Source organism: Microbacterium sp. NPDC077184 (assembly GCF_040687055.1).
In the GTDB taxonomy this organism is placed as follows: Bacteria; Actinomycetota; Actinomycetes; order Actinomycetales; family Microbacteriaceae; genus Microbacterium.
In genome coordinates this window covers 204309-218517 of the sequence record NZ_JBFBMM010000001.1, presented here as the reverse complement: position 1 = coordinate 218517, position 14209 = coordinate 204309, and the positions used below count along the sequence as shown (strand labels likewise).

Genomic DNA, 14209 nt, shown 5'->3' with positions numbered 1-14209 from the left:
CACCGTTATCTCACCGTTATATAGTTCAGGAACGGTAGTTGTTTTGCTGTGGCAGCTGCCGACATGTGATTGCAGGACACTCTTGGTGCAGGGAAAAGGGCCGGTCGGACGCCTCTCCGACCGGCCCTTACTCTTGCCCTGGCTCCGGGGCCGGTGCCGGGCGTCAGACGCCGCCCCCACCACCGCCGCCGCCTCCGCCACCGGCTGACCCGCCACCGCTCGAGCCTCCCGACGTGGATGCACTGGCGGTCGCGGAGAGACTCGAGATCCCCGACGAGAACGCGGCGGCGTTGAACCCGGTCGTCCCGACATACCAGCCGGGCGTGCCCGTCCGGTCGTAGAGGACGGCCAGCCGATCAGCCCACTCCTTCTCCTGGCCGAACACCACCGCGTAGGGGAGGAGCTTCTCGTACAGCACGAGCATCTGCGCGGGGTTCTCCGGATCGATCGCGCCCCCGGCGGCGTCCACCGCGCGACGCTCCGCCCCCCGAGGTGATTGCAGCATCCGGATCCGGTCCGCCTCGGCCCACTCGATGAACGTCTTCAGCCCCGCGAGGTGATCGCGCGTCTCGGCCCCGACCGACGTCAGGGGCCGACGCGAGATGAGCCCGGCGACGAGGAACACCAGAAGGAACGACCCGATGAGGACGGGCACGGTCACCGCCGGGGTCAGGTAGGCGTCGAGCGCGAGCACGCCGAACAACGTCGCGCCGATCGCCGCGATGATCGACAGGACCATCGGCCACGCCCGCTTACCGGCGGGAACCGGCTGGCGAAGCCCTCGCGTCGTGAGTTCCTTGTCGGCGAGGCTGAGGATCTTCCGCGCCGCCGTCGAGAACCGTGTGTCGGTGGAGCCGAACTCGTACTCCGCACCCGGGACCGGCTGCGGGAAGAGCCCGTCGAGCAGCATCCGTCCGTCGCCGTCCGCCCGCGACGGATCGATCAGCACCGCCTTCAGCTTCACCCCGCCGAACATCTTCCTCCCGGCTTCCTCGATGCGGATGCTGCCGACGACGGCCTGTTCGAGCACCTCGGCCGGGATCGCCTTCGCGGTCTTGCCGAGCAGGACCGCGCTCTCCAGTGCGTCGATGTTCGGCGGCGGCGCGTACTCGGCGATGACCGTTGGTCGACCCGGCGCGTCGCGGAGGTGTCGGCGCCGCACAGCGATCGCCCATCCCAGCGCCCCGAGGCCCAGCGCGCCGAACGCCGCCTGCAGCCACCCGAGCGGCGAGGCGGCGTAGTTGCCGTCGAACGGGGTGAAGGTCTCGGGGGCGAAACCGACGGCGATCGTCATCGTCTCGTAGGGCGCCAGATCCCGCGCGGAGGCCTCGATGAGCACCGCGCCGAGCTGCCCCGGCTGCACCGAGATATCGCACGTCTGCGTCGACCCCTGGGTTCCGACGTAGCAGGCCTGATCGCCGGTGAGGGAATCGGCGAGCTCCGCAGGCACCCGCAGGGTCGCGGACACCTCCCCGAACGGCTGCGCCCAGTCGACGCCATTGACGTCCCAGTAGAACTCCTGCATGCCGGTGTCCTCGAAGAAGCGCACGACGTTGTCGAGCGTGTAGGTGAAGACGTAGGACTGCTCGCCGCGCACGAAGTCGTCGGCGCGAGAGGTCATCGCGTAGGCGCCGTCGTCGCTGTCGGTCTCGCTCGCGCGGGGGTTCCCCTCGGCATCCGTGATCGAGATCAGCCGAGGATTCAGCGGGGCGCCGAGGTAGGAGTCCGGAACGATCCGCCGCATGCCGCGGTTCTGGTCGTACTCGGGGAAGCGGGCGACGAAGGTCTCCGCCACGGTCAGGGCGCTCGCGCCGTCTTCACCGCGACCGATGGAGTAGTCGACATCCATGCTGTCGAACGTGAAGTCGTCGACATCCGTCGACACCGCACTCACCGGTTCCGCGGATGCCGCGCCCGCACCGATCATGCCCGTCCCCGCGGTGAGGGCCGCGGCGAACACGACCGCCCCCGCCGCTCGAACACCGAAAAGTGACCGAAGTCTGCGCGTCGCCATGCGGCCAGCCTACGGCGAGGCCTTCTCGGTCGTACCCTGGTCTGCATGACTGATCGCCGCCTCGCCATCGACGCCTGGGAAAGCCTCTTCCGGGCGCAGCACGAGGTGTTCCACGAGATCAGCAGCGACTTCGACGACGAGCTCGGCCAGGCCGAGTACGACGTGCTCCTCACCGTCACCCGCGGGCCGGAGATGACCGCCCGCCTCCGCGACGTGACGGCCAACATGCTCATCAGCCAGCCGAGCGTCTCGCGGCTCGTCGACCGCATGGTCTCGCGCGGACTGCTGACGAAGTGCGCCGATCCCGGCGACCGACGCGGCTCACTCGTCACCGCGACGGATGCCGGAGCCGCGGTCTTCCGCCGCGTCGCCTCCGCGCACGGGAAGGCGATCGCGGAACGGATGTCCCACCTCGACGACGCCGAGCTCGCCCAGCTGCGTGACCTGACGGCGAAGCTCCGCCGCCGGCCCGCGTCGGCCTGACACCCCCGAACGCCGAAGGAGCCCGCCCGCGGGATGCGGACGGGCTCCTCTCACGGAGTCGGGGAAGCGATCACTGCTCGACGGGCTGCGGACCGTCGGCGTTCTCGTGCGCCTGGATGACGGGGCTCGTGCCGTCGGCCATCACCTCGATCTTCCGGGGCTTGGCCTTCTCGCTCACGGGGATCGTGACGCTCAGGACACCGTTGCTGTAGTTCGCCGAGATGCGCTCGGTGTCGATTCCCTGGCCGAGGTTCAGCTGGCGCAGGAAGCTCGCCGCCTCGCGCTCGCGCGTGATCCACTTCACGCCGTCGCCGGAGGGCAGCGTGCGCTCGGCGCGGATCGTGAGCAGCTGGCCGTCGACGTCGACGTCGACCGAACCGGGGTCGATACCGGGGAGGTCGGCGGTCAGGACGTAGTGGTCGCCGTCGCGGTAGAGGTCCATCGGCATGCGGCGCGGGCCGCGGCGCGTGTCGAAGAGGCTCGTGGCGAGGCGGTCGAGGTCACGGAAGGGGTCGTACGTGGCCATGGTGTTCTCCTCTCGAGTGAATTCAAGAGTTGAGTCAACTCGACTCAACTACGACGAGATTAGCACTCTCCGGTGTCGAGTGCCAGATTCGCGCGACCTCGCCGCCGTTCGCCGTCGGCGAACACGCCGGCGGAAGGATGCGTTCACGTGGCGCGTGTCGCCCCCTCGCGCCGGGCGAAGGGGCCACGACTGCCACTCGGAGGCGGGGGGGGGACCGCCGCTCGACCCTCCTCCCCAGGGAGGGCGCGGAGGCGGGGTGGAGCGCGCCATCCACGGGTGGCGCTGCGTCGTGCCGCGGGGCGGGAGCCGCGCGGCAGGGTGAGGCGATGCCCGTCGCACCACGCCCCCTCCCCGACGGTCTCGGCCCCGCCTTCTCCTGCGGTGACGCCCGCGCCGCCGGCGTCTCGCCGAAGCGGCTTCGGGCGAAGGACCTCGCCGCGCCGTTCCGCGGCGTGCGCACCGTCCCGGATGCGGAGGCCCCGGCATCCGGAATCGACCCGCTCGCGCGACAGCGCGAGGTCCGCGAGCGCACCCGTCGCCTCGCGAGCGCGTACGCCGAGATCATGCCGGCGCACGCGGTGTTCGCGGGGCGGACCGCGGCCGTCCTGCTCGGGGCTCCCGTCGATCCCGGTCCCGACCTCGTCGTCGCCGTCCCCGACCCGATGCGGGCACCGCGCCGGCGCGGCATCCGCGGCGTGAAGGTCTCCCGCGACCTCGCCCGCACCGCGACGGTCGATCACCTGCGCGTGACCGACCCGCCCTCGACGTGGGCGATGCTGGGCGCCGAACTCGACGTCCGGGAGCTCATCATCGTCGGCGATGCGTTCGTGCGCGTCCCGCGCGACCTCTCCGGACACCGGATGCCGCACGCGCGGCTCGCGACGATCGACGACCTCGGTGCCGCCCTGGCGGCCGGCCGGCGCATCGGCGCGCGAAAGCTCCGCACCGCGCTCGCACTCATCCGGGAGGGCAGCGCATCACCGCTCGAGACCGATTACCGTCTCGATGCGACCGCCGCCGGCCTTCCGGATGCCGATCTCGACGTCGACGTCCGTGATCACCGGGGACGCCTCGTCGGGATCAGCGAGTTCGTCTACCCCGACTTCCGGACGATCGTCGAGATCGAGGGCGATCACCACCGGGTGGATCGAGCACAGTGGGATCGCGACATCGAGAAGTACGCGGCGTACGCGGCGCTGGGCTGGGAGGTGGTCCGCCTCACCGCGCGGCACGTCCGCCACCGCCGCACCGCGGTCGCCATCGTGGACGACGTCCTGCGGCGTCGGGGCTGGGACGGCACGCGCCCGCGATGAGGTGCGTTCAGGTGGCGGTCGTGGCCGCGTCGAGCGCGCGGAGAGGGCCACGAGCGCCACACGAACAGGCATCGACGCGCCAGATGTACGCGCCGCGCACGCTCAGCACTCGATGACGTTGACCGCGAGACCGCCCTCGCTCGTCTCCTTGTACTTCGTCGACATGTCGATGCCGGTCTGCCGCATGGTCTCCACGACGGCGTCCAGCGAGACGTAGTGGCTCCCGTCGCCGCGGAGTGCCAGCCGCGCGGCGGTCACCGCCGTCGAGGCCGCGATGGCGTTCCGCTCGATGCACGGGATCTGCACCAGCCCGCCGACCGGATCGCACGTGAGCCCGAGGTGGTGCTCCATCGCGATCTCGGCCGCATTCTCGATCTGACGATTCGTCCCGCCCATGACCGCCGTCAGCCCGCCCGCCGCCATCGCGCACGCCGACCCGACCTCGGCCTGACACCCGCCTTCGGCGCCCGAGATCGACGCGTTCGCCTTGAAGAGCGATCCGAGCGCCGTCGCGGTCAGCAGGAACCGACGGATGCCGCGCCGCCGGTTCGCGTCGGCCACGGCATCCTCGTCCGCGAGCTCCCCCTCCCCCGACCGGCCGCCGGCGTGCGCACCGAACCCGAGGAGCGCGCTGCCGACGAGCTCCCCGTAGGGCGTCACGGCGTTCCCCGCCCCGAGCCCCGAGTCGGCGAGGAAGCGCCACCAGTACATCGCCACCGCGGGGAGGATCCCGGCAGCCCCGTTGGTCGGCGCCGTCACGACCCGCCCACCGGCCGCATTCTCCTCATTCACGGCGAGCGCGAACGCACCGAGCCACTCCCCCGGCAGCTCGCGATATCCGCCGGCTTCGGCCTCCTCCAGCTGCGCGCGGATCGCCGCCGCCCGCCGGCGGACCCGGAGCATCCCCGGGAGCACCCCGTCCGCGCGGAGTCCCGCCTCGACGCACGACGACATCGCCGCCCAGATCGCGTCGAGGCCTTCGGCGAGCTCCTCCTCGCCGCGCAGCGCCTGTTCGTTGAGCCGTGCGGCCTCGGCGATGCTGATCCCGCGCTCGTCGCACACCGCCAGCAGCTCTTCGGCGCTGGCGAAATCGAGGGGGAACTGCACCGCGCGCACCGCGGGCGGCTCCCCGTCGCGCCGGATGAACCCGCCGCCGACGGAGTAATACGTCTCATCGCCGACGACCGCGCCGCCGGCATCCGTCGCCCGCAGCGTCATGGCGTTGGGGTGCCCGGGCAGCCGGGTGCGGGGCGAGAGGACGACATCGTCCTTGGAGAAGCGGATGCCGCGCCGCCCGCCGAGCGACAGCTCCGCGCCGTCCGGCCACGTGGTCCAGGCTCCGCGCACGAGCGCGGGGTCGACGGTCTCGGGCACGTGCCCCTGCAGCCCCGCCACGACCGCGTCGGGGGTGCCGTGGCCGATGCCGGTCGCCCCGAGCGATCCGAAGAGCTCGCATGTGACGCGATCCACGCGGTAGAGCGCCCCGGCGCCATCGAGCCGCGAGACGAAGTCGGCGGCCGCCCGCAACGGACCGACCGTATGGGAGCTCGAGGGTCCTACACCGATGGAGAACAGCTCGAACGCCGAGATGTAGGCGCTCATCGCTCCAGGCTATGCGGGGTCCCGGAAATCCGCGCCCCCCAGCGGGCGGGACCCCGCACAGCCGTCCTCAGTCGGCGAGGAGCCAGACGGTGCTCTCCCCCGCGGCGCGTCGCCCCTCGGGCGCGGCACTCGCGAGCACGATGCGCCCGGTGTCGCCGAGGTCGTACGGCTCCGACCCGAAGACCGTGACGATCTCCCACCCACCGGGACGCGCGATGCGCAGCACATCGTCGCGACCGGTGTCGATCCACCGCAGGTCTTCGGCATCCTGGAGCTCCCGCCGCAGGCGCAGCGCCCGGCGGTAGAGCGCGAGGGTGGAGCCCTCGTCCTCGGCCTGGCGATCCGCCGCCACGTCGGCGAACCACGCCGGCTGCGGCAGGTGCGCGGACCCGTCGCCGAACCCGAAGGACGACCCCTCGGCCGACCACGGCAGGGGGACGCGGCATCCGTCGCGGCCGATCTCTTCACCCTGCGTCCGGAAGAACGTGGGGTCCTGACGGTCGGCAGCCGGGATGTCGCCGACCTCGTGAAGACCCAACTCCTCGCCCTGGTACAGGTAGGTCGAACCGGGCAGCCCCAGCAGGAACAGCGTCGCCGCGGTCGCGCGCCTCAGCCCTCCGGCGCGATCGACCTCGGCGTCGTCTCCCCCGCGCCGCAGCCACGCCGACCCGTGCTTCTCGGCTCCGCGCCCGCGGTGCTCCTCGCCGAGCGGCGGCAGCCCGTAGCGCGTGGCGTGGCGGACGACGTCGTGGTTCGACAGCACCCAGGTGCTCGACGATCCGGATGCCGCGGCGAGCTCGAGGTTGTGCGTGACGACCCGTCGGAACTCGCCCGCGTCGAAGTCGGCCTGCAGCAACTGGAAGTTGAACGCCTGGCCGAGGCTCTGCGGGTTGGCGTAGCGCGGCACGCGCGCGGCATCCACCCACGCCTCGGCGACGGCGGTGCGCGGCGGGTCGTACTCGTTGAAGACCGCGCGCCACTCGGCGTAGATCTCCTGCACGTCGTCGCGGTCGATGAGGGGGTGATGCCCGTCGAAGGGCAGCACCTCCAGCTCGGCGCGCGTGGGGAGCGGCTCGCTGAGATCCTTCGTCAGCATGTGCGCGACGTCCACGCGGAAGCCGTCGACGCCCCGATCCGACCAGAAGCGCAGCGTTCGCAGGAAGTCCTCGCGCACCTCGGGGTGGTCCCAGTTGAAGTCGGGCTGCTCGGGCGCGAAATTGTGGAAGTACCACTGGCCGTCGGCGACGCGATGCCACGCCGGCCCCCCGAACACCGACTCCCAGTCGGTGGGCGGCTCCGCACCGTCCGGCCCCTGTCCTTCGCGGAAGATGTACCGCTCGCGGGCGGCAGACCCGCGCCCGGCGGCGAGCGCCTCCTGGAACCACTCGTGCTGGTCGGAGCTGTGGTTCGGCACGATGTCGACGATCACCCGGATGCCGCGGGCGTGGAGCGCGTCGACCATCTCGTCGAAGTCCTCGAGGGTGCCCAGCCGCGGGTCCACGTCGCGGTAGTCGGCGACGTCGTAGCCGCCGTCGGCGAGCGCCGAGGGGTAGAACGGGCTCAGCCACACCGCATCGATGCCGAGCTCGGCCAGGTGGTCGGCGCGGGAGATCAGACCCGGCAGGTCGCCGATGCCGTCGCCGTCCGCGTCGGCGAAGCTGCGCGGGTAGACCTGGTAGACCACGGCCTGGCGCCACCAGGTCTCGGTCTCGTCGGCGGCGATGCGGGGGTGCGCGGGGGCGAGCGTGTTCACAGGGGAGGATGCCTTTCTTTCGAGCGAGGTGAGCGGTTCGAGCGGGGCGCGGGTTGCGCGGGGCGGTACGGGGATGGGCGGGCCGGTCAGCCCTTGACCGCCCCCTGGGTGACGCCCTCCATCACCCAGCGCTGGGTGAAGAGGTAGACGATGATCGCGGGCGCCATCGCCATCAGGTACGAGGCGAACGAGACGTTGTAGTTGTTGCTGAACTGGGTCTGGAAGATGCTCTGGACCACCGGCAGCGTCTGGATCGCCGGGTCCGAGATGATCAGCGACGGCATCATGAAGTCATTCCAGGAGGCGAGGAAGGCGAAGATGCCGACCGTCGCGCTCATCGGAGCGAGCAGCGGGAAGGTCAGGCGCCAGAACGTCTGCCACGTCGAGGCGCCGTCGATGCGGGCGGCCTCCTCGAGCTCGGCCGGGATCGAGCGCAGGAACGCCGTGAACAGCAGGATGCTGAAGCTCAGCTGGAACATGATGTGGAGGATCGTGACCCCCACCGGGTTGTCGAGCCCCGCAAGCCCCGTCAGCTGGATCTGCGGGAGCGCCAGCACCGGGAACGGGATGAACATCGCCGCGAGCAGGTAGAAGAACGACCACCGGAACAGGCGCTTGTCCCAGTTGCGCGAGATGGCGAAGGAGGCCCACGCGGCGAGGATGATCGTGCCGGCGACGGTGAAGGCGGTGACGAGCACCGAGACGGTGAAGGCCGCGGGGAAATTCGTCAGCGTCCAAGCGGTGATGAACCCGTCGAGGCTGAACGGCGCGGGCAGCGCGAAGGCGTTGCCGTCCACCGCCTGCCCCTGCGTCTTGAACGCCATCGAGACGGTGACGTAGAGCGGGATGATGACGGTGATGGCGCAGAGGATCAGGACGATCGTGAGCGGCCAGCTGCCGCGGTCGCGACCCCCGCTCCGACGGGGCCGGCGAGGACTGTCGCCCTCGAGGACCCGGGTGGCGTCGACGTCTTCGGCGACGAGGGCGGGTTGCATGACGGACATCAGAGGGCGTTCCTTCCGCGGGCGATGCGCAGCTGCACCAGGGAGATGACGATGATGATGACGAAGAAGAAGGCCGCATTGGCCATCTGGTAGGCGTAGTCGCCGCCGGTGAATCCGGTGACGATCGTCATGGCGATCGAACGGGTCGCCGTGCCCGGTCCGCCGTTGGTGAGGCCCACGATGATGTCGTAGGCGTTGAGGAAGTTCTTGAAGCCGAGGATGACGTTGATCACGACATAGCCGGCCACGAGCGGCAGCGTGATCCGCAGGAGCTGCTGACGCTTGGAGGCTCCGTCGATGTCGGCGGCTTCGTAGACGTCGCCGGGGATGGAGAGGAGACCGGCGATGTAGATCAGCAGCGTTCCGGGGATCGCCTGCCACGCGGTGACGAGCACGATCGCCAGCCAGGCCAGGTCGGCGTTGGCGAGGATGCTCTCGCTCAGCCACGGGATGCCGAGCGCCTGGCCGGCGGAGGGCACCGAGGTCGAGAAGAGGAAGTTGAAGACGTAGGCGATGATGATGCCCGAGACGACCATCGGGATGACGAACACGGTGCGCAGCCCCGTCTTCAGCCGGATCTTCGCCGTGAGCCCCACCGCGAGGAGGAAGGCGACCACGTTGACCACGAGGACGGTCACGGCGGCGAATCCGAACGTGAACAGGTAGCTCTGCAGCACCGCGGGGTCGGAGAAGAGGGCGATGTAGTTGATCAGTCCGATGAACTCCCACTCCCCGAACCCGATGGAGTTGGTGAAGCTGAAGAGGATCCCGATGATCGCCGGCAGGGTGATCGCCAGCGTGAAGATGATCAGGCTCGGCAGCAGGAACAGGTAGTAGATCGGCTCGACCCGGCGCCGGGATCGGCGGGGGACAGCGGCGGCGCGGCCCGCGGGTGGCGCCGTGACGGTGGCTGTGGTGGTGGCCATGAGGTGTCGACTCCTTCGTCTGGTGAGGCCGTCTACTGCCGGAGGGCCAGGCGCGCCCAGTCGGCGTCCATGGTCGCGAGCGTGGATTCGGGATTCGCACCGAGGACGATGCCCTGGAGGTAGTTCTCGGCGGGGATCGTCAGCGGGATCGCCTTCGAGGCGCCCTGGTAGAACCGGGCCTCGTCGAAGTACTCCTTCATGCCGAGGATGCGGGGATCGGTCACGGGCGCGGCGTCCACCGTCGTGCCGTATCCGAGTTGCGCGGCGTTGTAGGCGTCCATCACCTCGGGCTGGAAGAGGTAAGCGAGGAACTCCCGTGCCCCCTCCTGGTTGCGCGAGGCCTCCGGGATCCATGCCGCGAGGTCGATGTTGACGCGCACCTCGAGGTCGTCGGGGTCGTCGGTCATCGGGAGCGGGAAGGTCCCGAGCTCCAGGTCCGGCGAGGTCTTGGCGATCTCGCCGAAGGCCCACGGGCCCTGGAAGTACATCGCCGCCTGACCCTGAGCGAACGCGAGGTTTCCGTCGCCGTAACCCCGGCTGGCGGCATCCGCATTGGTGTACTCGTCCGCGAGGAGGGTCATCCGCTCGACGGGATCGAGGAGGGTCTTCTGGAACGACACCTCCGAGTCGGGACCGACGTCCGTACCCTCGGCGTTCAGCGCGTCATAGAACTCCGCGACGTCGACGGTGCCGCCGACGGTGTAGTCGAAGGATCCCTGCGCGACCGTCCACGGGTCTTTGAAGGTGCCGTAGATCGGGGTGATCCCGGCCTCGGTGAGGGCGTCGCACACGGCGATGAACTCGTCCCACGTCTGCGGGACCTCCAGGCCCTGCTCGGCGAAGATCTCCTTGTTGTAGATGACGGATGCCGCCATCACCGAGTACGGCAGGACGCTGGTGCGCCCGGGATAGGTCGCGTACTGGTCGACGAGGTCCTGCACCTCGGGGCGGATGCGCTGCGCCTCCGGCATGTCGGAGAGGTCGCTCAGCGCACCGCGCTCCATGAAGCGCGCCATCTCCATGTTGTAGTTCAGCAGCCCGAGGTCCGGCGGGTTGCCGCGGAGGAAGCCGGCCTGCAGGTTGCTGGAGCTGTCGAGGATCACCTCGACGTCGTCCTGGGAGGCGTTGTACTCGCGGATGAGGTCGCGGAAGTACGGGATCGCCTCGGGCTTGCTGAGGTGGAACCGCACGACCTCCGGGCCGGAGGCTCCGGCGCAGCCGGCGAGCAGCACGCCGGCGATCGCGGTCGCGAGCACGGACGCCGCGGTGCGCCGCATCCGGGTGCGCAGGGGTGAGTGGGATCGGTCGAGCACGTCGTTGTCCTTCCGAGGGCCGTGTTGATGCGGATATTATATTTTTTACCCGAATCAATGTGACGTGGACAATAATGCAGGAGAAGGACGGGGAGGTCAAGGGCATGTCCGACATCGATGCGACAGGGGTCCCGCGCGCGGCCCGCGCCTCCGTTGAGACCGTCCTCGCCGCCGTGTGGGACGACGCGACGTTCACGAGCAACGACGTGATGCCCCGCGTCGGGCTCACCCGCTCGACGACGATCGAGGCCATCGACGAACTCATCCGCTACGGCGTGGTCGAAGAGCTCCCCAACGCCCGCGTCGGCGGCGACTACCGCAAGGGACGCCCGGCGCGTCGGTTCGCGTTCCGACCGGACGCGGCATCCGTCGTCGGCGTGGATGCCGGCAGGACGCACGTCATCGCCACCGTGGCCGATCTGCGCGGGCGCCCGCTCACGCGCGTGTCGCGGGAGCTCACCACCGACCTCGACGATCCGGTCCGGCGGCAGGAGGTCGTGGCCGCCGTCATCGACGAAGCTCTGGCCGACGCCGGGATCGCCCGCGAGCACGTCGTGGCGGTGTGCGTGGGCGTGCCCGCACCCGTCGACGGGTCCGGACGCTCGCCCGCGCGGCACAACGACTTCTGGTATCGGATGAATCCCGATCTCGCCGACACCGCGGCACCGTGGGCACCGCTCGTGCGCGTGGAGAACGACGCCTCCCTCGCCGCCGTCGCCGAGAGCGTCCACGGCGCGGCGATCGGGTGCCGGAACTTCGTCGCGATCCTCGCCGGCGACCGCCTCGGATCCGGCGTCGTGATCGACGGCCACCTCCTCCGCGGTGCCCACGGCGGTGCCGGCGAGCTCATCCCCTTCGATCACGTCACGGGCGTCGGCAGCGTCGACGGGATCGGCGTCCACGTGGCCACGTGGGCCCGCCAGGCCGCGGAGCAGGGGCGCATCGGTTCCCGCAGCCGCCTGGCCGGGCTGCCGCCTTCGGAGCTCACCGCACCCGCCGTCTTCGCCGCGGCGCGGGAGGGCGACCCGGACGCCGTCGACATCATCACCCGCTCTGCGCGGGTCATCACGCGGATCGCGTCCGTCTTCGGCGGCTTCTTCGATCCCGAGCGCATCATCTTCTGCGGCGCCGTCGCCGAGAGCATCGAGTCGGCACTCGCGCCCGCGCGGACGATGATCCAGGACGAGATGCACCTCCCCGCACCGGACCTCGTCGCCTCCCCGCTCGGTGCGGAGGTGGTGGCCGCCGGCGCCGTCGCCGCGGCCACGGAATCCGCCCGCACCCATCTGCTCGCCTTCGCCTCCACCCCCCTGACCGCACCGTCGCGCTAGCATCGCGGCGACAGGAGAACCATGACCCACCTCGCCCCCGACGTCGCCGTCGACCGCACCGCCGCCCTCGCTGCGGCGGAAGACCTCGCCGGCACTCTGGATCCCGCGTTCCGTCGACGCTTCGACGCGCATTTCCCGACCCTCCACGGGCTGTTCCGCCGCCTGTACGGCGAGCGCCTCGACGCGCAGGAGCAGCTGAGCGCCGTGGTCGCGGAGGCGGCCGCCTCCTGGAGCGCCCGCCCACTCGAACTCAAGGCCCTGGACGAACGGCGCGAAGAGGATCCGGAGTGGTTCCAGTCCGAACGCATGCTCGGCGGCGTCTGCTACGTCGACCGGTACGCGGGGTCACTCGCCGGCATTCGCGAGAAGATCCCCTACTTCCAGGAGCTGGGGCTGACCTACCTGCACCTGATGCCGCTGTTCGAGAGCCCCGAGGGCAACAGCGACGGCGGGTACGCGGTGTCGAGCTACCGGCGCGTGAACCCGGCCCTCGGCTCGATGGCCGAGCTCACCGAGCTGGCCGCCGAACTGCGGCTCGCGGGGATCTCCCTCGTGGTCGACTTCATCTTCAACCACACGTCCAACGAGCACGAGTGGGCGCGGAAGGCGATCGCGGGCGAACCCGGGTACGAGGACTTCTACCTGATCTTCCCCGACCGGGAGATGCCGGACGCGTACGAGCAGACCGTCCGCGAGATCTTCCCCGACGACCACCCCGGCGCGTTCGTGCAGCTGGACGACGGCCGGTGGATCTGGGCGACGTTCTACCACTTCCAGTGGGATCTGAACTATGCCAACCCGGCCGTCTTCCGCGCGATGGCGGGCGAGATGCTCTTCCTCGCCAACCGCGGCGTCGAGATCCTCCGGATGGACGCCGTCGCCTTCATCTGGAAGCAGCTCGGCACCACGTGCGAGTCGCTCCCCGAGGCGCACCTGCTCCTCCAGGCGTTCAACGAGGTGCTCCGGATGGCGGCTCCGAGCCTGCTGTTCAAGTCCGAAGCGATCGTCCACCCCGACGAGGTGATCCAGTACATCTCCCCCGGAGAATGCCAGATCTCCTACAACCCGCTGCAGATGGCGCTCACGTGGGAGGCTCTGGCGACCCGGGACGCCCGCCTCCTGCAGCAGGCGCTGGAGCGGCGCCACGCCCTGCCCGACGGGACCGCGTGGGTCAACTACGTCCGCAGTCACGACGACATCGGCTGGACCTTCGCCGATGAGGACGCCGCGGAGCTCGGCATCGACGGCTTCGGCCACCGCCGGTTCCTGAACGACTTCTACGTCGGGCGCTTCCCGGGCACGTTCGCGCGCGGGGTGCCGTTCCAGGAGAACCCCAAGACCGGCGATGCGCGCGTGACCGGCACGACCGCCTCCCTCGCCGGGATCGAAGCCGGAGACGCCGGCGGGATCGACCGCGTCATCCTCGCGCACGCGATCGCGATGTCGACGGGCGGGATCCCGCTGCTGTACCTCGGCGACGAGGTCGCCCAGCTCAACGACTACGGATTCCGCGACGATCCCGCGACGGCCGACGACAGCCGGTGGGTGAACCGTCCGGCCTACCCGGCCGACCGCTACGCCGAGAGCGCGGACCCGACCACGATCGCGGGCACGGTCTTCGCGCGGATGTCCGAGCTGGTGCGGGTGCGCGCCGCCACGCCCGAGCTCGCCGGCAACGCCCTGGTGGGCTTCGACGCGCATCTGCCCTCGGTACTGGGATTCCAGCGCAGCGGCGAGGACGAGGGGGCATCGGTCGTGCTGGTGCTCGCCAACGTCGGCGACGACCTCGTCCTCGTCGATCCGGTGACCCTCGGCGGATTCCTCCCGGAGGCATGGGACCTCATCAGTCTGGAGATGCGCGACCTCACCCAGGGCCTCGCCCTCCCGCCGCACGGCTTCGTGTGGCTGCGGGTGATCCCCGCCCACGCCTGAGCGGGGCGGGGC

General features: G+C 70.4%; 11 protein-coding genes. 4 read left to right on the top strand and 7 right to left on the bottom strand.

What is annotated here, in order from left to right; genetic code table 11:
• Nucleotides 1-163: 163 nt before the first annotated feature.
• Entirely contained in the window at nucleotides 164-2014 is a 1851-nt protein-coding gene (locus AB0O93_RS00920; RefSeq protein WP_363339642.1) for a DUF2207 domain-containing protein, read from the bottom strand.
• 45 nt (nucleotides 2015-2059) lie between these two features.
• Here AB0O93_RS00920 and AB0O93_RS00915 point away from each other — a divergent pair, with 45 nt between their 5' ends.
• Nucleotides 2060-2497 carry a MarR family transcriptional regulator gene (locus AB0O93_RS00915; protein WP_363339640.1) on the top strand — a complete coding sequence of 146 codons (438 nt, stop codon included), beginning with the start codon at nucleotides 2060-2062 and terminating at the stop codon, nucleotides 2495-2497.
• Nucleotides 2498-2567: 70 nt separating this feature from the next.
• Here AB0O93_RS00915 and AB0O93_RS00910 read toward each other — a convergent pair whose 3' ends face one another.
• Nucleotides 2568-3023: an Hsp20/alpha crystallin family protein gene (locus AB0O93_RS00910; protein WP_363339638.1), complete on the bottom strand. Its 456-nt coding sequence runs from the start codon at nucleotides 3021-3023 to the stop codon at nucleotides 2568-2570.
• Nucleotides 3024-3349: 326 nt separating this feature from the next.
• On the opposite strand from AB0O93_RS00910, the gene AB0O93_RS00905 reads away from it, so the two are divergent.
• Nucleotides 3350-4336 carry a hypothetical protein gene (locus tag AB0O93_RS00905; protein WP_363339636.1) on the top strand — a complete coding sequence of 329 codons (987 nt, stop codon included), beginning with the start codon at nucleotides 3350-3352 and terminating at the stop codon, nucleotides 4334-4336.
• Between the two features lie 102 nt (nucleotides 4337-4438).
• On the opposite strand, the gene AB0O93_RS00900 is transcribed toward AB0O93_RS00905, so the two are convergent.
• The 5 genes from AB0O93_RS00900 to AB0O93_RS00880 all read right to left on the bottom strand — a co-directional run bounded on the left by AB0O93_RS00900 (nucleotide 4439) and on the right by AB0O93_RS00880 (nucleotide 10898).
• Nucleotides 4439-5938 carry an L-serine ammonia-lyase, iron-sulfur-dependent, subunit alpha gene (locus AB0O93_RS00900; RefSeq protein WP_363339634.1) on the bottom strand — a complete coding sequence of 500 codons (1500 nt, stop codon included), beginning with the start codon at nucleotides 5936-5938 and terminating at the stop codon, nucleotides 4439-4441.
• A gap of 67 nt (nucleotides 5939-6005) precedes the next feature.
• Entirely contained in the window at nucleotides 6006-7691 is a 1686-nt protein-coding gene (locus AB0O93_RS00895; RefSeq protein WP_363339631.1) for a glycoside hydrolase family 13 protein, read from the bottom strand.
• Between the two features lie 86 nt (nucleotides 7692-7777).
• The gene (locus AB0O93_RS00890; RefSeq protein ID WP_363340960.1) at nucleotides 7778-8686 is read right to left on the bottom strand and encodes a carbohydrate ABC transporter permease; all 909 of its coding nucleotides are present in this window, start codon (nucleotides 8684-8686) and stop codon (nucleotides 7778-7780) included.
• A gap of 8 nt (nucleotides 8687-8694) precedes the next feature.
• Nucleotides 8695-9621, bottom strand: coding sequence for a sugar ABC transporter permease (locus AB0O93_RS00885; RefSeq protein WP_363339629.1), 927 nt, complete (start codon nucleotides 9619-9621; stop codon nucleotides 8695-8697).
• Between the two features lie 32 nt (nucleotides 9622-9653).
• Nucleotides 9654-10898, bottom strand: a complete 1245-nt coding sequence (locus AB0O93_RS00880) for an extracellular solute-binding protein (RefSeq protein WP_363340958.1) — start codon at nucleotides 10896-10898, stop codon at nucleotides 9654-9656.
• 140 nt (nucleotides 10899-11038) lie between these two features.
• Between AB0O93_RS00880 and AB0O93_RS00875 the strand changes: the two genes are divergently transcribed.
• Together AB0O93_RS00875 and AB0O93_RS00870 are read left to right on the top strand one after the other, a co-directional pair.
• Nucleotides 11039-12265 carry an ROK family protein gene (locus AB0O93_RS00875; RefSeq protein WP_363339626.1) on the top strand — a complete coding sequence of 409 codons (1227 nt, stop codon included), beginning with the start codon at nucleotides 11039-11041 and terminating at the stop codon, nucleotides 12263-12265.
• Between the two features lie 21 nt (nucleotides 12266-12286).
• A complete protein-coding gene (locus AB0O93_RS00870) occupies nucleotides 12287-14197 on the top strand; it encodes an alpha-amylase family protein (protein ID WP_363339624.1) in 1911 nt (636 codons plus the stop codon).
• The last annotated feature ends 12 nt before the right edge of the window (nucleotides 14198-14209 follow it).